This window comes from Agromyces sp. NPDC055661 (genome assembly GCF_053618135.1).
Genome location: NZ_JBSHHC010000002.1, coordinates 52,765 through 72,200, shown reverse-complemented (window position 1 = coordinate 72,200; position 19,436 = coordinate 52,765). Strand labels below are relative to the sequence as shown.

Below are 19,436 nucleotides of genomic sequence, written 5' to 3'. Positions count from 1 at the left end.
GGCCCCTCCTCACCGACCCGGGAAAGGAGAACGGGGGCGGCCTCACGGCCGCCCCCGTCATGACCTCAGTCTGCTCAGGCCGTGAATCGCGGGAACGCCGTGCGGCCCGCGTACACCGCGGCCTCACCGAGTTCTTCTTCGATCCTCAGGAGCTGATTGTACTTGGCGACGCGCTCCGACCGGGCGGGCGCGCCCGTCTTGATCTGACCGCAGTCGGTCGCGACGGCGAGGTCGGCGATGGTCGTGTCCTCGGTCTCGCCCGAGCGGTGCGACAGCACGGCGGTGTAGCCGGCGCGCTGCGCGAGCTTCACGGCGTCGAGCGTCTCGGTGAGCGTGCCGATCTGGTTGACCTTCACGAGGATCGAGTTGCCGGCGTGGCGGGCGATGCCGTCGGCCAGGCGCGCCGGGTTGGTGACGAACAGGTCGTCGCCGACGAGCTGGAGCTTCGTGCCGAGCTCGGAGGTGAGCGCGGCCCAGCCCTCCCAGTCGTCCTCGTTCAGCGGGTCCTCGATCGAGATGAGCGGGTACGCGGCGGCGAGCTCGGCGTAGTACGCGTTCATCTCGTCGGACGTGCGGTCCTTGCCCTCGAAGCGGTAGACCCCGTTCTCGTAGAACTCGCTGGCGGCGACGTCGAGGCCGAGCGCGATGTCGGTGCCGAGCGTGAAGCCCGCCGTGCCGATCGCCTCGGCGATGAAGTCGAGCGCCGCGCGGTTGTGCTCGAAGTCGGGGGCGAAGCCGCCCTCGTCGCCGAGGCCCGTCGAGAGGCCCTTCGACTTCAGCAGGCTCTTCAGCGCGTGGTACGTCTCGACGCCCCAGCGGAGGCCCTCGGAGTACGTGGGCGCACCGATCGGCAGGATCATGAACTCCTGGATGTCGACGCCGGTGTCGGCGTGCGCGCCGCCGTTGATGATGTTCATCATCGGCACGGGCAGCACGTGCGCGTTCGGGCCGCCGAGGTAGCGGAACAGCGGCAGGTCGGCCGAGTCGGCGGCGGCCTTCGCGACCGCGAGGCTCACGCCGAGGATGGCGTTCGCGCCGAGACGGCTCTTGTTCTCGGTGCCGTCGGCCTCGATGAGCGCGGCGTCGACGAGGCGCTGGTCGGCGGCGTCGAGGTCCTCGATGGCCGGGCCGAGCTCGTCGAGCACGGCGTCGACGGCCTTCTGCACGCCCTTGCCGAGGTAGCGGTCGCTGTCGCCGTCGCGCAGCTCGTACGCCTCGAAGGCGCCGGTCGACGCGCCCGAGGGGACGGCCGCGCGCGCCAGCGAGCCGTCGTCGAGCAGCACCTCCACCTCGACGGTCGGGTTGCCGCGAGAATCCAGAATCTCGCGGGCGCCTACAGCTTCGATGAATGCCACAGTGAACTCCTCTGTGATGGGGGTGTGCGTCGGACGACTCCGTCGTGATCCGCCAGACAGTCTAGTGAGGCGCGCTCACCCATGACGCGCCACGGATGCCGCGGGGCCGCGGCATCCGCCCCACCCGCGCTCCGCGCGCCCCTCCTCGTCTCCCGTCGTTTCCGCGAGTGGGCGATCTTGGCGCGTCACCCCGACGCGCGGTCGCCAAGATCGCCCACTCGCGTCGTTGTGTGGAGAGCTGGAGCAGCGAACTGCGGAAATCGGCACGCTGGGCGCATGCCCGGAGGAGCGAAGGACCCGATCCCGCGCGGCGCGGCGATCCGCACGAGCGACCATGCCCAGTTCGAGACGACGCGGGCCCGACTGCGGGCACGTCGCGTGCAGCATCCGTTCACCGGCGTCAGTTCGCTCGGACTCGACGTCGAGGCGATCGTCGAGGCCTGCCAGGCCTACGAGCCGTTGCTCCGTGCCGGCGAGGCGTTCAGCCACCAGACCGCAGCGCTGCTGTTCGGGGCGCCGCTCCCGTCGAGGATGAGCGCCGCGCAGCCACTGCACATCATGAGTCCCGGCGTGACGCGTGCGCGCACGACGGGGACCGTGGGACATCGATCGTCGGGCGGCTTCCCGGTCGTGCTGCGATTCGGCCTGCCGGTGGTCTCACCCGAGGCGACGTGGCTGCACCTCGCAGGCGGGCTGCGCCGCGAGGATCTCACCGCGGTGGGCGACTTCCTGGTGACGGGATCACGGTTCGGTCGTTCACGCGAGCCCGCGTTCACCACACTCCCGCAGCTCGCAGCGACGCTGCATCGGTCTCCCCGATGCCGTGGTGCGCGCGCGGCGCGGTGGGCGCTCGAGCAGATTCGCGTGGGGCCCGCATCGCGGATGGAGACGCTCCTGCGCCTCGTCATCGTCGCCGCCGGACTCCCCGAACCGGTCATCGGTCATCCGGTGGCCGTCGGACGAGGCCTGATGCTGCATCCCGATCTCGCGTATCCGGACCTTCGCATCGCGATCGAGTACGAGGGCGGCGACCATCGCGAGGCGAGGCGATGGGAGCACGACATCGAGCGACGCGAACGCTTCGAGGACGCGGGCTGGCGCGTCATCCGCGTGACCCGTCATGCCCTGTACGACGAACCGGAGCGGCTCATCGCGCGGATCCGGCGAGTTCGACTGGCGCGCTCAGCTCCGTGAGTGGGCGATCATGGCGATCGTCCGCTCTCGCGGCGCGCCAAGATCGCCCACTCGCGGAAGGACGCGCGGAGCGCGCGGTGCGCGCGGCACGCGCCGCGCAGGGAGACCCGGCGCGAGCCGCGCAGGGAGACCATGGCCCGCGCTACGCGGAGAGGTCGCGGAACGCGAGCGACGCGGCATCCGCCGTGTCGGGGCCGACCTGCGCGAAGGCGTCGAAGCCGTCGGCGGCGACGCGGTCGAGCAGGGCGCGCAGGTTCTTGACGCGACGCTCGAGGCGCACGCGGATCCCGCCCGAGACGAGCTCGTCCTTCAGGCGCAGCAGCTCCGCGGGGGACGTGTCGGGGTCGTACACGAGCACGACCGCGCGCGGGCGCGAGTGGTCGCGGATCGCGAGGAGGTCCACGATGCGCTCGAACCCGATCGAGAAGCCGCAGGCCGGCACCTCCTGGCCGAGGAAGCGTCCGATCATGTGGTCGTAGCGGCCGCCCCCCCCGAGCGAGTAGCCGAAGTCGGGGTGCGCGATCTCGAAGATCGTGCCCGTGTAGTAGCCCATGCCGCGCACGAGCGTCGGGTCGAACTCGATCGCCGCGTCGGGCAGCGCCGCGCGCAGCGCGAGCAGGTCGCGATAGGCGTCCAGGTCGAGCCACGCGGGCGGCGGAACGACGCCGTCGTGCAGGTGCCAGTCGGCCGAGGTGAGCGCCTCGAGCTGGGCCGCGACGTCCGTCGACGCGTCGACCGCCCCGAGCTCGACGAGCTCGGCCGCGACGCCCGCCGTGCCGATCTTGTCGAGCTTGTCGATCGTGATGAGCGCGCGCTCGCGCAGGTCGTCGGGCACGTTCCACGAGGTGAGGATGCCGCCGAGGACGCGCCGGTCGTTGAGCCGGATCGTGCAGCCGCCGAGGCCGAGCGCATCGAGCGTGGCGATCGTGGCGGTGAGCAGCTCGAGCTCGGCGAGCGGTCCGGGCTCGCCGATGATGTCGATGTCGCACTGCACGAACTGGCGGTAGCGGCCCTTCTGCGGGCGCTCGGCGCGCCACACGGGCGCGATCTGGATCGCGCGGAACACCGGCGGCAGCGCGGCACGGTGCGTCGCGTAGAACCGCGCGAGGGGCACCGTGAGGTCGTAGCGCAGGCCGAGGTCGGCGAGGGCGAGGGTCTCACCGGATGCCGCGGCGTCCGCCAGGTCGTCTGCCGTGAGGCCGCGCTTCATCACCGCGAATGCGAGCTTCTCGTTGTCGCCGCCGAGTCCGGCGTGCAGGCGCGAGGAGTCCTCCATCACGGGCGTCTCGATCTCGTCGAAGCCGTGCGCCGCGTAGACGCCGCGGATCACGCCGAGGGCGTGCTCGCGCCGGGCCTTCTCGGCGGGCAGGAAGTCGCGCATGCCGCGCGGAGGGGTGACGGTTGCGGCCATGCCGACCATTCTTCCAGCACTGGCCCGGCGATCCGCTCGTCGAGGAGCGCCCGGCGGAGCCGGACGCGTCTCGAGACGCACCGGGATCTCGAGACGCGTCGCCTGCGGCGGCGCTCCTCGATCACCGGGTACCGCCCCTCGATGACCGGGAAGCTCACCCGAACAGGTCGAGGTCGACGCCGCGCATGCGCGCCGCCCGCTGCAATGCGTCGGCCTCGTCGATGCCCACGGCGAGGTAGACGTGCAGCGCGTCGGCGTCGTCGCGCACGAGGTACTCGTAGTCGGTGGTCACGATGACCTCGTCGGCGGCGTCGAGGTAGCTCCAGCGCACCCGCACGAGCGAGATCAGGTCGGTGAGCGCGCTGACCGCGAGGATCTCGGGCAGCGCGGACTCGAGCCCGAGGCGCCGGTACAGCGGGTACGACGACGCGAGCCCGGCGGCCATGTCGGCGCGGCTCTCGAGCGCGCCCGCGAAGTCGTCGGTGACGATCATGCCGGGCAGGCCCCACAGGCGGGCCGTGGCCTCGGCGTCGAACTCCCGCAGCGCCGCGGCGTACTCGTCGAAGAACTCGGCGAGCCGCTCCTCCTCGATGCCCATGTCGCCCTCGATCCCCTCGTCGCCGTCGGCGATGCGTGCGGTGATGGTGATGCGCCTGCCCCGACCGTACGCCGACGGCCGTGCGCACGCGACCCCGACTCGCCCCGGCACGCGACCTCGCCGCCTGTCCACAGGACCCACCGCGATTCCCGCGCGGCGTCGCACCACGCCGCTAGACTCCGACCGATTGCGACGCGGCGGACGGGACGGTGGCACGGTGGGGGGCATCACGGTGGAGCGGGTCGCCCGCTCCTTCGGCGAGGTCGAGGCGGTCCGGCACGCGAGCTTCTCGGTGCCGCCGGGTCACGTCGCGGGGCTCATCGGACCGAACGGCGCCGGCAAGACGACCCTCCTCCTGATGCTCGCGACCCTCCTCACCCCAGACGCGGGCTCCATCCGCATCGCGGGGTTCGATCCGGTCACGCAGCCGCGCGAGGTGCGTGCGCGCATCGGCTGGATGCCCGACACGCTCGGCTCGTGGCCCGCCCTCACGGTGCGCGACGCGCTCACCACGAGCGCCCGCATGTACGGCATGGCGAAGGATGCGGCATCCGCTCGCTCGGCGCAGCTCATCGACCTCGTCGACCTTCGACCGCTCGCCGACCGGCCCACGCGCGTGCTCTCGCGCGGGCAGAAGCAGCGGCTGAGCCTGGCCAGAGCCCTCGTGCACGACCCCGAGGTGCTGCTGCTCGACGAGCCGGCGTCGGGGCTCGATCCGGGCGCGCGCGTCGCGCTGCGCGACCTCGTCCGGCGCCTGGCGGGCGAGGGCAAGACGGTGCTCGTGTCGAGTCACGTGCTCGCGGAGCTCGAGGAGATGGCCGACACCGCCGTGTACGTCGCCGACGGCGTGACGGCCGCGGCCGACGCCGTCGCCGCCGCGGGGCGCAGCGCACGGCAGTGGCGGGTGCGGGCCCTGCACGCAGAGCGCCTCCGCGAAGCGCTCATCGCCGCGGGCTTCGGCACGGTCGCGCACATCGACCACCTCGGCGCGATCGTCCCGCTCGCGAGCGAAGCGGATGCCGCGCAGCTGCTCGCGCACCTCGTGAGCGTGGGCGTGCCGGTCTCGTCCTTCGCGCCCGCCGTCGGCGACCTCGAGCACGTGTTCCTCGACCTCAACCGCGCCGGGCCTCCGCCCGCGGCATCCGCGCCCGACCCGGCGGCCCCCATCGACGGCGAGGCCCGCGCATGAGCGCCGCACCCGGAACGACCCCGGTGCAGGCGCCCACGACCGCGGCGCGTCCCGACGAGGGCTTCCTCGCCGGCATGTGGCTCATCGTGACGCTCGACCTCAAGCAGCGCGTGCGCGGGGTCGCGTGGTACGTGCTGCTCGGCGTGTTCGTGCTGCTCGTGACGATCGTCACGGGGCTGCTCGTGCTCGCGACCAACGCGTGGGACGACGGCGGCGGCGGCGTGTTCTCCACCATCGTCTTCTTCGTGCTGCTGCTCGGCACGCTCGTCTCGCCCGCCCTCAGCGGCAACGCGATCAACGGCGAGCGCGACGCCGGCACGCTCGCGACCACGCAGGTCACGCTCATCACCACGGCGCAGCTCGTGGTCGGCAAGTGGATCGCGGCGTGGCTCACGGCGCTCGCGTTCCTCGCGGCATCCCTGCCGTTCCTCGTCTTCGCGGTCGCCCTCGGGCAGGTCTCCGCACCGACCATCATGGTCTCGGTGCTGGTGCTCGCGATCGAGCTCGGCGTCATCGCCGCGATCGGCGTGGGGCTCTCGGGCGTGCTCACGAAGCCGCTGTTCTCCGTCGCCGTGACCTACCTCGTCGTCGCGGCGCTCAGCATCGGCACGCTCATCGCGTTCGGGCTCGGCGGCACGGCGATCCAGACGACCGTGCGGCAGACCTACGTCGGCGTCGACTGGCAGGCCCTCGAGCAGGACGGTCCCCCGCCGGCCGGGGAACTGGCTCCGTGCCTGCCGCCCGACATCCGCGAGTACCCGACGCCGCGGTTCGACCTCGTCTGGGGCTTCCTCGCGGCCAATCCGTACGTGGTGCTGGCGGATGCCGCGCCGGGCACGTTCGACGAGTACGGCAGTCCGCGCGACCTCTTCGGCTGGATCGCCGTGGGCGTGCGCTCGGCGCAGCATGCGCCCGAGACGGACGCGCTCATCGACGACTGCGCGACCTGGCGACCGTCGGGCGAGTACGTCCAGCCCGATGTCGAGACACCGCAGGACGTGTACGACCGCTCGGTGCCGTCGTGGTTCGTGGGCCTCACGATCAACGCCCTGCTCGGCGGCGCGGCGCTCTTCTGGGCGTGGCGGCGCACGGAGGTGCCGGCGCGGCGGCTTCCGTCGGGGAGCCGAGTGGCCTAGCGCGCAACCGACGTGCCGGGGGCGAGCGCGTCGAGCACGTCGGCGAGGTCCGATCCGGCCCGCAGCAGCGCGACCGTCCGTCCGGCGATCCCGTCGAGCCGTGACTGCAGGACGCGGTCGGCCGCCCCGAGCCCGTCGGCGTGATCGAGTGCGCTCATGAGCTCGCGCACGGCCGGGACGCCGTAGCCCGCGCGTCGCAGCGCGGCGACGATCCGCGCCTCGCGCACGGCCTTCGGCGCGTAGTGCCGTGCGCGCACGGACGTGATCCGGTCTGGGTGCACGAGCCTCTCCTGTTCCCAGAAGCGCAGCGTCGAGGTGCGCACGTCGAGGGCCCCGGCGAGCTCGGTGATCGACATCGCGTCGCCCGCGCCCGCGCCTCCGTCCGTACCTTCCGCCGACCGCGGGTTCGGGTCCACCGCGCCCGCCTCCGACCGGATCGCGGCGAGCGCCCGCCGTGCGAGGAGCACCTCGTCGCGCTCGCGCGCGAGGCGCACATGTACGTCGCCGATCGCCGCCGCGGCATCCGCCGTGCTCTGCCCCCACGCCTCGGCGAGCAAGTGCCGGGACGCCACCAGACCGGCCGCGAACGCGAGCGCCCGATAGGCGCGGAGTGCCACGACGTGGACCCGCGTGTAGGCGCGGTAGCCGTTGCCGGCTCGTTCGGCGTGCGGGATGACGCCGAGCCGCTCGAGGTCGCGCACCTGCTGCGGCGAGTACCCCGACGCACGGACGACGTCGGCCGTGCGCAGCGGACGCCCCCCCACGTTGCCTCCCGAAACCCCACAGAAGCACTTCAACCACATGCTTGAACCATGAGCATGCAGCAGATCATCGACGAGGTGCAAGGCCTCGACGGCGCACTCGTCGTCCTGCCCGGCCCGGGCGACGGCACACCCGAGCTCGCCTGGGGCGACGCGTTCTTCTACTTCGCGCCCGACGGGCGGATGCCGCAGCACACCCAGCCCTACGGCACGATCGTGACCAAGGACTACCCCGACGACATCGCGTCCGACCTCGACGCCGACGGGCGGTGGCGCGTGAACGTGCACGTCGACCGGGCCGCGTTCGTCGAGCTCACGGGCGAGGAGCCACGGCACCTCGAGCGCTCGCGCGACTTCACCGCGACCGACGTCGTCAACCCGCACCCGGTCTACGGAGTGCTCGGCTGGGTGAGCGTCGTGGTCCCGGGCGAGCGCACGATGTCGACGGTGCTGGCGCTCCTCCGCAGCGCGCACGACGCCGCGCGGGCGCGAGCCGAACGCCGGGCGGGAACCTAGGCGCCCGAGGTCGCCCGGGTGGACGCGACGGCCTCGGCCGCGCGCACGTCGTCCTCGAGTCCGCGCACGGCGTGCCGCAGCGCGCGCTCGGCGTCGAGCCCCTGCGCCCGAGCGGATGCCACGAGCGAGAGCAGCGTCGCCCCGAGCTCCTCCTCCGTGGCGGGCGCCGGCCGCCCCGCGGCATCCGGAACCGAGGCGACCTCGACCCCGACCTCGACGCCCACCTTCGCGGCCTTGCCGAGCACCTTCTGCGCCAGCGCGAGCGCGGGCATGCCGCGCGGGATGCCGTCGAGCACGCTCGTGCGGTGCGGCTTCTCGCCGGCCTTCAGCTCGTCCCAGAAGCCCACGACGTCGTCGGCCGTCTCGGCGGTGCGATCGCCGCCGAACACGTGCGGATGCCGCGACACCATCTTCGCCGTCATGTGCGCCGCGACGTCCTCGATGTCGAAGTCCTCGCCGGGCGTGTGCGCGGCGATGTCGGCGTGGAAGAGCACCTGGTAGAGCACGTCGCCGAGCTCCTCGATCATCTCGTCGCGGTCGCCGGACTCGATCGCGTCGATGAGCTCCCAGCTCTCCTCGACGAGGTACTGCACGAGGCTCTCGTGGGTCTGGTCGGCGTCCCACGGACACCCGCCCGGCGCGCGCAGCTGCGCGACGATCGCGACGAGTTCCTCGAGGCGCGGGTGTTCGGCGCTCATCCGGCCAGCATAGGCGTCAGTGCAGGAAGACGAGCAGGATGCCGACCGCGATGAAGAGCAGGCCGAAGACCGCGTCGACGATGCGCTGCCCGCGCGCCGAGCGGGTGAACCGGCGCATGCCGTGCGCGGCGAAGGCGAAGAACCCCCACATCACGATCACGTCGACGACGACGACGGTCGCCGCGACGACGAGGTACTGCGGGAGGAGCGGCAGGCTCGGGCGGATGAACTGCGGCAGGAACGCGAGGAAGAACACGATCGCCTTCGGGTTCAGCAGGTTCACCCACAGGCCGCGGCGGAACATGGACCAGCGCGATTCGGGCGGTGACGGCGCCGTCGTGGCATCCGGTGCGACCTCGACCGCGGTGGACGGCTCGGGCCGATCGGAGGCGCGACGCGCATCCGACGACCTCGAGTCCCCCGATGCCCCGGGTGCCCCGGGTGCCCCGGATGCCTCGAATGCCTCGGACGAGGCCGACTCGGCCGCCGCGACCGGCTCGGCGTCCGCCGCCGGCCTCCGCAGCAGCTGCCGCACGCCGAGGTACACGAGGTACGCGGCGCCCGCATACCGGATCACGTTGAACGCGATCGGCGAGCTCGCCACGAGCACGCCCACGCCGAGCGCGACGATCGCGATGTGCACGATCAGCGCGGCCTGCTGGCCGAGGATGCCCCAGATCGAGCGGCGGAACCCGTGGCTCAGGGCGTTGCCCATGGTGTTGATCGCGCCCGCTCCGGGCGTGAAGCTGATGACGAAGCACGCGGCGAGCAGCGTGATCCAGAGCGAGAACGACACCGGCACAGCGTAGCCCGCGCGCCGTCGCTAGACTCGCCCACGGAGAGCCGGGAAGCCTGGTCGGCCGACGCGATGGCGTCGACACCGTTCACCGACCGGCGATTCACCTCGCCAGACAGGGGCTCCCATGTCGTTCCTCCGCTCCGAGCGCGTGGCCGCCGCGCTGCTGCTCGCCGCCGCCGTGCTCGGCCTCCTCATCGCGAACCTGCCCTTCGGGGCATCCGTCATCGCCGTCAAGGACGCGCACCTCGAGATCCCGTTCCTCCGCGTCGACCTCTCGACCGGGCACTGGATCACCGACGGCCTGCTCGCGATCTTCTTCTTCATCGTCGCGGTCGAGCTCAAGCGCGAGCTCGTCATCGGGGAGCTCAACTCCCTCTCGAAGGCGCTGCTGCCGGCCATCGCCGCGGTGGGCGGCGTCGTCGTGCCGGCGGCGATCTACGTCGCCTTCACGGCCGGCTCCGAGACGGTCGACGGATGGCCGATCCCGACAGCCACCGACATCGCCTTCGCCCTCGGCGTGCTCGCGGTGTTCGGCCGGTTCATCCCGACGCGCGTGCGCGTGTTCCTGCTCGCGCTCGCGGTGCTCGACGACCTCATCGCGATCCTCATCATCGCGTTCTTCTTCACCACCGACGCCGACCTGGCCTACCTCGGGTACGCCGGCATCGCGATCGCGCTCTTCGGCGCGGTGAGCCGGATCATGAAGCCGCGGTCGGCGTGGATCCTCTCGCGTCGCCCGCAGTGGCCGATCAACCTGCTGCTCGTCGTGCTGGCGGTGCTCGCCTGGTACTTCACCTACCGGTCGGGCGTGCACGCCACGATCGCGGGCGTCGCGCTCGGACTCGTGATGTCGCGACGCCCGGCCGGTCGTGCCGCGCACGCGCTCGAGCCGTGGTCGAACGGCGTCATCCTGCCGCTGTTCGCCCTCACCGCGGCGATGGTCGTGGTGCCGCAGGTGTCACCGGCCGAGCTCGACCCGGCGTTCTGGGGCATCCTCGTCGGACTGCCCGCCGGCAAGCTCGTGGGCATCGTCGCGGCCGGGCTGCTCGGCGCGCTCGTGGCGCGGCGCCGCTCGGGGACGCCGCTCACGTTCGCCGACCTCGCCGTGGTCGGCGCGCTCGGCGGCATCGGCTTCACGGTCTCGCTCCTCATGAACGAGCTCGCTTTCGCACGCCTGCCCGGCGTCCGCGACGAGGGGACCCTGGCCGTGCTGCTCGGATCGGGCGTCGCGATCGTGCTGTCGGCCGTCGTGGTGACCGCCCGGTCGCGGCACTACCGGCGCCGCGGCGAGCACGCCGGGCAGGGCGGCGCGTTCTCGCACTAGCGTCGCGCACCGCGCCGCGGCGTGGCGGCGAAGGCAGCGCGCGCGGATGCCGCGGCTAGCCTGCGGCCGCAGCCGTCGCGCCTGCGGCATCCGCCTGGCCCGCTGCGGGCTCGGGCGCGGGGAAGATCGCCGTCACGAGCCTCGACACCCACTCGATGAGCTCGGCATCCTCGGGGAGTTCGCCGCCGGGCATCGGGAACGGCACGAGGATCACGTCGTTCTGCGCGAAGTGCTTGGCGCCCGGGTACAGGCGCTCGAGGCGCACGCGCCGGGAGTCGGGGATCTTCGCTGGCGCGATGCGCAGCTTCGAGCCCGTGGCGATGACATCGGAGAGCCCCGCGAGCTGGGCCGTGCGTCGCAGCCGCGAGATCGCGATGAGGTGCTTGACCGGCTCGGGCGGGGCGCCGTAGCGGTCGACGAGCTCGTCGAGCACGGCGTCGATCTGCCCGTCCTTGGCGGCCGGACCGCTCGCCGCCGACAGCTTCTGGTACGCCTCCAGGCGCAGCCGTTCGGAGTCGACGTACTCCTCGGGGATGTGCGCGTCGACGGGAAGCTCGAGTCGCAGCTCCGTCTGGCCCTCCGCCACGTCGCCGCGGAACGCCGACACCGCCTCGCCGATCATGCGCAGGTAGAGGTCGAATCCGACGCCGGCGATGTGGCCGGCCTGCTCGGCGCCGAGCAGGTTGCCCGCGCCGCGGATCTCCAGGTCCTTCAGGGCGATCTGCATGCCGCCGCCGAGCTCGTTGTTCGCGGCGATGGTCGACAGCCGGTCGTGCGCCGTCTCGGACAGCGGCTTGGCCGGGTCGTAGAGGAAGTACGCGTAGGCGCGCTCGCGGCCGCGGCCGACGCGACCGCGCAGCTGGTGCAGCTGCGAGAGGCCGTACTTGTCGGCGCGGTCGATGATGATCGTGTTCGCGTTCGAGATGTCGAGGCCCGTCTCGATGATGGTCGTCGAGACGAGCACGTCGAACTTGCGCTCCCAGAAGTCGACGACGATCTGCTCGAGCACGTGTTCGTTGAGCTGGCCGTGGGCGACGGCGATGCGGGCCTCGGGCACGAGCTCGGCGAGCTGCGCCGCGGCCCGGTTGATCGAGGAGACCCGGTTGTGCACGAAGAACACCTGGCCCTCGCGGAGCATCTCGCGACGGATGGCCGCGGCGACCTGCTGCTCGGAGTACGGTCCGACGAACGTGAGGATCGGGTGGCGATCCTCGGGCGGCGTCGCGAGCGTCGACATCTCGCGGATGCCGGTGACCGCCATCTCGAGCGTGCGCGGGATGGGCGTCGCGCTCATCGCGAGGATGTCGACGTTGGTCTTGAGCTTCTTCAGCTGGTCCTTGTGCTCGACGCCGAAGCGCTGCTCCTCGTCGATGATGAGCAGTCCCAGGTCTTTGAAGCTCACCTTCTCGGTCAGGATGCGGTGCGTGCCGATGACCAGGTCGACGGTCCCGTCGGCGAGTCCGGCGACGACCTCGCGCACCTCCTTGTCGGTCTGGAACCGGCTGAGCGCGCGCACGTGCACGGGGAACCCGGCGAACCGCTCGGAGAACGTCTCGAGGTGCTGCCGCACGAGCAGCGTCGTCGGCACGAGCATCGCGACCTGCTTGCCGTCTTGAATGGCCTTGAACGCGGCGCGCACGGCGACCTCGGTCTTGCCGAAGCCGACGTCGCCGGCGAGCAGGCGATCCATGGGGATGGGCCGCTGCATGTCGGCCTTCACCTCGTCGATCGTCTGCAGCTGGTCGGGCGTCTCCGCGAACGGGAACGCCTCCTCGAGCTCGTGCTGCCACGGGGTGTCGGGCCCGAACGCGTGGCCCTTCGCCGCCATGCGCGCCGAGTAGAGCTTCACGAGCTCGACTGCGATCTCACGCACGGCCTTGCGTGCGCGGCCCTTCGCCTGCGCCCAGTCGCTGCCGCCCATCTTCGACAGCGACGGCGCCTCGCCGCCGACGTAGCGGCTGAGCAGGTCGAGCTGGTCGGTGGGCACGAACAGCCGGTCGCCCGGCTGTCCTCGCTTCGAGGGCGCGTACTCGAGCACGAGGTACTCGCGCACGGCCGTGGGCGCCTGCTGGATGCCCGCGGTGCGGCTCGGCCCGGTGGGCCGGCTGCCGGTCGCGACCTCGCGCTGCACCATCTCGACGAACCGGCCGATGCCGTGGGTCTGGTGCACGACGTAGTCGCCGGCCTTGAGCTGCAGCGGGTCGACGACGTTGCGGCGGCGGGTGGCGAGCTTCTTGTTCTGGCGCGCGTCGTAGCCCGCCGAGCGGCCGTAGAACTCGGTCTCGGCGATGAGCGCGAGCTTGGCCTCGGGCACCTCGAAGCCCCGTGCGGCGTCGGCCTGCACGAGGTAGGCGACCCCGGGCTCGAGGTCGGCGGGCACCGACTCGACGATGCGTGCGGCGAGCCCCGCCTCGGCGAGCACGTCGCGTGCGCGCTCCACGAGTCCATGGCCGGCGGAGGCCACGACGAGGCTCCATCCGTCGCGCAGCCGCTCGGCGGCGTGGTCGATGGCGCCCGCGACGTTGCCGGCGAAGCTCGGCATCGCGTTCGCGGCCACGCGCACGTAGTCGGAGGCGGCCTGGGCCGCGGCCGCGGCGGCCTCCTCGTCGCCGGATGCCGCGACGACCGCCGCGGCGTCGCCGAGGTCGAAGCCCGAGAACGTCCACCACGCCCGGCGCGGGTCGGGCTCGCCGGGCGCGCTGAACAGCGTCGCCTGGCGGAACTCGCGCACCGTGAGGAAGTCGCCTGCGGCCAGGTCGATCGGCGCCTCGGCGCCCACCGTGGCGGCGCTCCATGCCGCGCCCAGGAACTCGCGGTTCGTCTCGGCGAGGCTCACCGCACGCCCGGTCACGCGCTCGGGCTGCAGCACCGCCACCGCGGCGCCCTCGGGCAGGTAGTGGGCGAGCGGCACGAGCCGCTCGAGCAGCGCGGGTGCGAGCGACTCCATGCCCTCGACGGGGATGCCCTCGGCGACCTTCTCGAGCAGGCCGGCGAGGCTCGGGAACTCGTGCACCATCTCGCGGGCGCGCTGGCGCACCGTGGGCGTGAGCAGCAGCTCGCGGCTCGGCGCGAGCGCCACGCGCTCGACCGGCTCGGGCAGCGACCGCTGATCGGCCACCGAGAAGGCCCGCAGCTCCTCGACCTCGTCGCCGAAGAACTCGACACGCACGGGGTGGTCGGCGGTGGGCGGGAACACGTCGAGGATGCCGCCGCGCACCGCGAACTCGCCGCGCCGGGCGACCATGTCGACGCGGGCGTAGGCGAGGTCGACGAGCCGCGCCGCGAGTTCGGCCAGGTCGTAGCCGCGGCCGCCCGCGACGAGCTCGATCGGCGCGAGCCCGGCGAGGTTGTCGGCGAGCGGCTGCAGCGCGGCGCGCACCGACGCGACGATGACGAGCGGATGCCGCGCGCCCTCCTCGGCCCAGTCGTGCATGCGGCGCAGGGCGTGCAGCCGGCGCCCCACCGTCTCGGCCGACGGGCTCAGCCGCTCGTGCGGCAGCGTCTCCCACGCGGGGAACTCGAGGATCTCGGCGTCGTCGAGGTAGGGCGCGATCGACGAGCGCACCGACTCGCCCTCGCGGCTGGTCGCCGTGACGACGAGGAGCGCGGGCGGCAGCCCGGCCTCTGCTCGTCGGGCGAGCAGGCCCGCGAGCAGCGGCGCGTCGAGTCCGGATGGCGCCGAGAAGTCCGCGTTCCGCAGGGCTTCGGCGAGTGCGCCGTCGATCGTGGAGGCGCGCGAAAGCGCCGTGTTCAAGCCCTGCAGGATCACCGTAGGAGTCTACGCCCGGCCTCCGACGCTGGGGCTGGCCCCGCTCCCCGAGGCCGTCGAAGGGAGCCCGGTCCGTGACACGGGTCGCTCGCTTCGACAGGCTCAGGGAGCGAGCTTCCCGCTAGCATGAGCGCCGGACGGAAGGACACCCTGCATGATCATCGCCGCAGCCGACGGCTCCGCCCTCGGAAACCCCGGCCCCGCCGGATGGGCCTGGTACGTCGACGACGAGTGCTGGGCTGCCGGCGGCTGGCCGCGCGGCACCAACAACCAGGGCGAGCTCACCGCCGTGCTCGAGCTGTTCCGCGCGACGGCGCACCTCGACGACGAGCTGCTCGTGCAGTGCGACAGCCAGTACGTGATCAACGCGGTCACGAAGTGGATGGCCGGCTGGAAGCGCAAGGGCTGGCGCAAGGCGGACGGCAAGCCCGTGCTGAACCTCGAGCTCCTGCAGGAGCTCGACGCCGCGACCCAGGGCCGGCGCTACCGGTTCGAGTGGGTGCGCGGGCACGCGGGGCATCCGGCCAACGAGGCGGCCGACGAGCGCGCCCGCGCCGTCGCGCTCGCCTACCAGCAGGGGCGCGAGGTCCCGAGCGGTCCGGGGTGGACGGGCGAATGCGAGCCGGTGACGGATGCCGCGGATGCCGCGGCATCCGCGACGCCGGCAGCACCGGCAGCACCACCCGCCGCGCCCGCCGCGACCGCCCTCGAGGACCGCGCCGCGGACGACGCGACGCTCTTCGACTTCGACGACCCGGCCGCCGACTGGCTGACGCTGGCGCTCGAGCTCACGAGCGAGGAGCACACGCGGCTCATCGAGCGTGCGCGTGCCGCCGGGCAGACGCCCGAGGAGTTCCTCCGCGGCCTGATCTGAGCCGTCGAGCCCGCGGAGGCCGCCTCCCCGGCCCCCGCGCGCTACGCGGGCGAATGGAACCGCTGCTGCGCGGCCACGAGGCCGTGCTCGACGATCGCCTCGACGGCGTCCGCGGCATCCGACACCAGGTTCGGCACGGCCTGCCGCTCGGCGCCCGAGAACTCCTTGAGCACGAAGTCGGCGGAGTCCTGCCGTCCGGGCGGGCGGCCGATGCCGACCCGCACGCGGGTGAAGCCGCCGCCGTCGAGCGCCTTCGTCACGTCGCGCACGCCGTTGTGGCCGCCGTGCCCGCCGCCCTGCTTGAGGCGCACGGTGTCGAACGGGATGTCGAGCTCGTCGTGCACGATGAGGACGCGGTCGACGGGCAGCGAGTAGTACTTGACGAGCGCCGAGACGGGGCCGCCCGAGGTGTTCATGTAGCTGTTGGGCTTCGCGATGACGAGCTTGGGGCCGCCGGGGCCGAGGAACCCCTCGGCCACGCGCGACGGCGTCTTGTGCGACTTGAACGTCGCGCCGATGCGCGAGGCGAGCTCGTCGGCGACCATCTGGCCGACGTTGTGCCGGGTCGCGGCGTACTGTGCGCCGGGGTTGCCGAGCCCGACCACGAGCCAGGTGTTGTCGGCCACGGGGTCGTCCTTCCGGCGGGAGCGCAGCCGATCGAGGAGGCCCATGGGCGGCTCCTCTCGACGGCGCGGGGTTCGGGGGAAACGGGGCGGGGCCTGCGGCCCGCAGTCCGAGCGTACCCGGATGCGGCGCCGCAGGCCCCGTGCGCGATGGGCGCCGAGCGACTACTCGGCGGACTCGGCGGCAGCCTCCTCGGCGGCCTCCTCGCCCTCGGCCTCCTCGCCCTCGGCGGCCTCGGCGGCCTCCGCCTCTTCGCCCAGGTCGACCTTCTGCGGGACGTGGACGTTGACGACGAGCGACTCGGCGTCGCTCACGAGGGTCGCGCCCTTCGGGAGCTCGACGGCGCCGGCCAGGATCTGGGTGCCCTCCTCGAGGCCCTCGATGTCGACGATGATCCGCTCGGGGATGTGGGTCGCCTCGACCTCGAGCAGCAGGGTCTTGGCGTCGAGGTCGGCGATGGTGCCGGCGAACGGCTCGCCCTCGAGGTGCACGGGCACCTCGACCTGGACCTTCTCGCCGCGCTTCACGACGATGAGGTCGAGGTGCTCGATGACCTGGTGCACCGGGTCCTTCTGCACGTCCTTCACGAGGGCGAGCTGGCTCTTGCCGGCGATCTGCAGGTCGAGCACGGCGTTCGCCTTGCGGATCAGCAGGCCGACCTGGTGGCCGGGGAGGGTGAGGTGCTGCGGCGCGGTGCCGTGGCCGTAGAGCACGGCCGGGATCTGGCCGGTGGCGCGGAGCTTGCGCGCCGCACCCTTGCCGAAGGTGTCGCGGGTGCCGGCTTCGACCTTGTTGTCTTCATCCATGGTGGTTCTCCTTGCGGGCTCGCGGGCCCAGATGGGGGTGTCTGTCGTCTCGACTCGAACGCGCGGCATGTGACATGCGCTGATGCGTGAGGAAACAGCCGTGAAGCCTGGTTCCACCGCGTCGATCACGGATGCCCCGCCTGCCGCTCTCGCGGACGACCGGGCCTCCCTCGCCGAAGTATGTCGATCGCCCGCGCCGCTGACGCGGGAGACCAAGGGGTGAGTCTACCAGCCCTGCCCGATGGCCGCGATCGCCCGTGAAACCACCTCGTCGACCGTTCCGACGTTCTCCACGCGGGCGCCGGCCTCGTCGGCCTCGATCGGCTCGAGGGCCTCGAGCTGCGAGGCGAGCAGCGACGCCGGCATGAAGTGACCGGGGCGCGACCCGAGCCGTTCGGCGAGCTCGCCCGTCGGCACGACGAGCTCGACGAACGTCGCATCGGGGCAGGCCTCGCGGATGACGTCGCGGTAGCGCCGTCGCAGCGCCGAGCAGGCGATGACCCGGCCGGCCTCCCCGGCGGCGAGCGCCTCACCCACGACCCGGAGCCACGGCCGCCGGTCGGCATCGTCGAGCGGCACGCCGGCGCGCATCTTGTCGACGTTGGCGGCCGGATGCAGGTCATCGGCGTCGACGAACGCGAGGCCCGGGAACCGCGACGCGAGGCGCTCCGCGAGCGCGGCGCCCACCACGGACTTGCCGGCGCCGCTCGGGCCCATGACGACGAGGCGGGGCGGCGAGGGCGGGGCGGTCATGCGTGGCAGGGTAGCCCAACGGCCGCGACGGGGCATCCGCCGCACCGCCCTCACCGCAACAGCGCGCAACGGTGAGCGCCGCTCACAGTACGCTGGAGGGCGACCCCCAGAACACACGAGGAGAGCTTTCGTGCCTGCAAACGGATCAGCAAATATCGGCGTCGTCGGACTCGCGGTGATGGGGTCGAACCTCGCCCGCAACCTCGCCAGCCGCGCGGGCAACAACGTGGCGGTCTTCAACCGCTCCCCCGAGCGCACCCGCACGCTCACCTCCGAGCACCCCGAGGCCGACTTCGTCGCCTCCGAGGGCTACGACGAGTTCGTCGCCTCGCTCGCCACGCCGCGCACCGCCATCATCATGGTGCAGGCCGGCGCGGGCACCGACGCGGTCATCTCCGAGCTCGTCAAGCGCTTCGAGCCGGGCGACATCATCGTCGACGGCGGCAACGCGAACTTCCACGACACGATCCGCCGAGAGGCCGAGATCGCGCCGACCGGCATCCACTTCGTCGGCATGGGCGTCTCGGGCGGCGAGGAGGGCGCGCTGCACGGCCCGTCGCTCATGCCCGGCGGCACGGTGCAGTCCTACGAGACCCTCGGCCCGATCCTGCAGACCATCGCGGCCGTCGCGCCCGACGGCGAGCCCTGCGTCACCCACGTCGGCACCGACGGCGCCGGCCACTTCGTGAAGATGGTGCACAACGGCATCGAGTACGCCGACATGCAGCTCATCGCCGAGGCCTACGACCTCATCCGCTCGGGCACCGGCAAGACCCCGGCCGAGATCGCCGACGTCTTCGCCGAGTGGAACACCGGCGAGCTCGAGAGCTACCTCATCGAGATCACCGCCGAGGTGCTCCGCCAGGTCGACGCCGAGACCGGTGAGCCGCTCGTCGACGTCATCCTCGACTCGGCCGGCGCCAAGGGCACCGGCGCCTGGACCGTGCAGAACGCGCTCGAGCTCGGCGTGCCCGAGTCGGGCATCGCCGAGGCCGTGTTCGCACGCAGCCTCTCGTCGAAGCGCGCCCAGCGCGACGCGGCCGCCGACCTGCCCGGCCCGTCGACCGAGTGGACCGTCGACGACGCCGAGGCCTTCATCGAGGACGTGCGCAAGGCGCTCTACGCGTCGAAGATCATCGCCTACTCGCAGGGCTTCGACGAGATCGTCTCGGGCGCCGAGCAGTTCGGCTGGGACATCCACAAGGGCGACATCGCGAAGATCTGGCGCGCCGGATGCATCATCCGCGCCCGCTTCCTGAACCGCATCGCCGAGGCCTACGCCGACGACCCGTCGCTCGTCGCGCTCGTCGTGGCGCCGTACTTCCGCGAGGCCGTCACGAGCGCGCAGGAGAGCTGGCGCCGCGTCGTCGCGACCGCCGCGCACGCGGGCATCCCGACGCCGGCGTTCTCCTCGTCGCTCGCGTACTACGACGCCCTGCGCGCGAAGCGCCTCCCCGCCGCGCTCATCCAGGGCCAGCGCGACTTCTTCGGCGCGCACACCTACCAGCGCGTCGACAAGCCAGGCGTGTTCCACACGCTCTGGTCGGGCGACCGCTCGGAGATCGAGACGACGCCCTCGTCGCACTAGCGCTCGAGCCCGGTCGCACCGGGCCGAGGGTCCACGACGCC

The 19,436-nt window shown here is 72.5% G+C and carries 17 protein-coding genes; 7 read left to right on the top strand and 10 right to left on the bottom strand.

What is annotated here, in order from left to right; all coding sequences use genetic code 11:
• Positions 1-74: 74 nt before the first annotated feature.
• Positions 75-1,355 (bottom strand): phosphopyruvate hydratase, encoded by a 1,281-nt coding sequence (gene eno / locus ACWGO8_RS13870; RefSeq protein WP_376957315.1) that lies wholly within the window; start codon positions 1,353-1,355, stop codon positions 75-77.
• A 276-nt stretch (positions 1,356-1,631) separates the two neighbouring features.
• Between eno and ACWGO8_RS13865 the strand changes: the two genes are divergently transcribed.
• Positions 1,632-2,549, top strand: a complete 918-nt coding sequence (locus ACWGO8_RS13865; protein ID WP_452043630.1) for an endonuclease domain-containing protein — start codon at positions 1,632-1,634, stop codon at positions 2,547-2,549.
• Positions 2,550-2,691: 142 nt separating this feature from the next.
• Here the strand turns inward: ACWGO8_RS13865 and hisS are convergent, their stop codons facing one another.
• Both hisS and ACWGO8_RS13855 read right to left on the bottom strand, forming a co-directional pair.
• A complete protein-coding gene (gene hisS, locus ACWGO8_RS13860) occupies positions 2,692-3,960 on the bottom strand; it encodes a histidine--tRNA ligase (RefSeq protein ID WP_452043629.1) in 1,269 nt (422 codons plus the stop codon).
• Positions 3,961-4,114: 154 nt separating this feature from the next.
• Positions 4,115-4,669 (bottom strand): hypothetical protein, encoded by a 555-nt coding sequence (locus ACWGO8_RS13855; protein WP_452043628.1) that lies wholly within the window; start codon positions 4,667-4,669, stop codon positions 4,115-4,117.
• Between the two features lie 106 nt (positions 4,670-4,775).
• On the opposite strand from ACWGO8_RS13855, the gene ACWGO8_RS13850 reads away from it, so the two are divergent.
• Together ACWGO8_RS13850 and ACWGO8_RS13845 are read left to right on the top strand one after the other, a co-directional pair.
• On the top strand, positions 4,776-5,747 hold the full coding sequence (locus ACWGO8_RS13850) for an ABC transporter ATP-binding protein (protein WP_452043627.1): 972 nt from the start codon (positions 4,776-4,778) through the stop codon (positions 5,745-5,747).
• A complete protein-coding gene (locus tag ACWGO8_RS13845; RefSeq protein WP_452043626.1) occupies positions 5,744-6,883 on the top strand; it encodes an ABC transporter permease in 1,140 nt (379 codons plus the stop codon). Before ACWGO8_RS13850 ends, ACWGO8_RS13845 begins: the two co-directional genes overlap by 4 nt.
• Here the strand turns inward: ACWGO8_RS13845 and ACWGO8_RS13840 are convergent.
• Positions 6,880-7,647 (bottom strand): MerR family transcriptional regulator, encoded by a 768-nt coding sequence (locus tag ACWGO8_RS13840; RefSeq protein WP_452043625.1) that lies wholly within the window; start codon positions 7,645-7,647, stop codon positions 6,880-6,882. The two genes, ACWGO8_RS13845 and ACWGO8_RS13840, sit on opposite strands and share 4 nt — an antisense overlap.
• 48 nt (positions 7,648-7,695) lie before the next feature.
• Between ACWGO8_RS13840 and ACWGO8_RS13835 the strand changes: the two genes are divergently transcribed.
• Positions 7,696-8,160, top strand: coding sequence for a DUF6194 family protein (locus ACWGO8_RS13835; RefSeq protein WP_452043624.1), 465 nt, complete (start codon positions 7,696-7,698; stop codon positions 8,158-8,160).
• Here ACWGO8_RS13835 and ACWGO8_RS13830 read toward each other — a convergent pair.
• Together ACWGO8_RS13830 and ACWGO8_RS13825 are read right to left on the bottom strand one after the other, a co-directional pair.
• Complete coding sequence (locus tag ACWGO8_RS13830; RefSeq protein WP_452043623.1) at positions 8,157-8,858, bottom strand: MazG family protein; 702 nt, start codon at positions 8,856-8,858, stop codon at positions 8,157-8,159. The two genes, ACWGO8_RS13835 and ACWGO8_RS13830, sit on opposite strands and share 4 nt — an antisense overlap.
• A 16-nt stretch (positions 8,859-8,874) precedes the next feature.
• Positions 8,875-9,654, bottom strand: a complete 780-nt coding sequence (locus ACWGO8_RS13825; protein ID WP_452043622.1) for a LysE family translocator — start codon at positions 9,652-9,654, stop codon at positions 8,875-8,877.
• Positions 9,655-9,781: 127 nt separating this feature from the next.
• On the opposite strand from ACWGO8_RS13825, the gene ACWGO8_RS13820 reads away from it, so the two are divergent.
• Entirely contained in the window at positions 9,782-10,981 is a 1,200-nt protein-coding gene (locus ACWGO8_RS13820) for a Na+/H+ antiporter NhaA (protein WP_452043621.1), read from the top strand.
• A 55-nt stretch (positions 10,982-11,036) separates the two neighbouring features.
• Here ACWGO8_RS13820 and mfd read toward each other — a convergent pair whose 3' ends face one another.
• Positions 11,037-14,750: a transcription-repair coupling factor gene (gene mfd, locus ACWGO8_RS13815; RefSeq protein ID WP_452043620.1), complete on the bottom strand. Its 3,714-nt coding sequence runs from the start codon at positions 14,748-14,750 to the stop codon at positions 11,037-11,039.
• Between the two features lie 154 nt (positions 14,751-14,904).
• On the opposite strand from mfd, the gene ACWGO8_RS13810 reads away from it, so the two are divergent.
• Complete coding sequence (locus ACWGO8_RS13810; RefSeq protein WP_452043619.1) at positions 14,905-15,624, top strand: RNase H family protein; 720 nt, start codon at positions 14,905-14,907, stop codon at positions 15,622-15,624.
• Between the two features lie 41 nt (positions 15,625-15,665).
• On the opposite strand, the gene pth is transcribed toward ACWGO8_RS13810, so the two are convergent.
• From pth to ACWGO8_RS13795, 3 genes are all read right to left on the bottom strand, one after another.
• The gene (gene pth, locus ACWGO8_RS13805; RefSeq protein WP_452043618.1) at positions 15,666-16,295 is read right to left on the bottom strand and encodes an aminoacyl-tRNA hydrolase; all 630 of its coding nucleotides are present in this window, start codon (positions 16,293-16,295) and stop codon (positions 15,666-15,668) included.
• 117 nt (positions 16,296-16,412) lie between these two features.
• Positions 16,413-17,054 carry a 50S ribosomal protein L25/general stress protein Ctc gene (locus tag ACWGO8_RS13800; RefSeq protein WP_452043617.1) on the bottom strand — a complete coding sequence of 214 codons (642 nt, stop codon included), beginning with the start codon at positions 17,052-17,054 and terminating at the stop codon, positions 16,413-16,415.
• A gap of 225 nt (positions 17,055-17,279) precedes the next feature.
• On the bottom strand, positions 17,280-17,807 hold the full coding sequence (locus tag ACWGO8_RS13795) for a gluconokinase (protein WP_452043616.1): 528 nt from the start codon (positions 17,805-17,807) through the stop codon (positions 17,280-17,282).
• Between the two features lie 130 nt (positions 17,808-17,937).
• Between ACWGO8_RS13795 and gndA the strand changes: the two genes are divergently transcribed.
• Entirely contained in the window at positions 17,938-19,395 is a 1,458-nt protein-coding gene (gene gndA, locus ACWGO8_RS13790) for an NADP-dependent phosphogluconate dehydrogenase (RefSeq protein WP_452043615.1), read from the top strand.
• Positions 19,396-19,436: the final 41 nt, after the last annotated feature.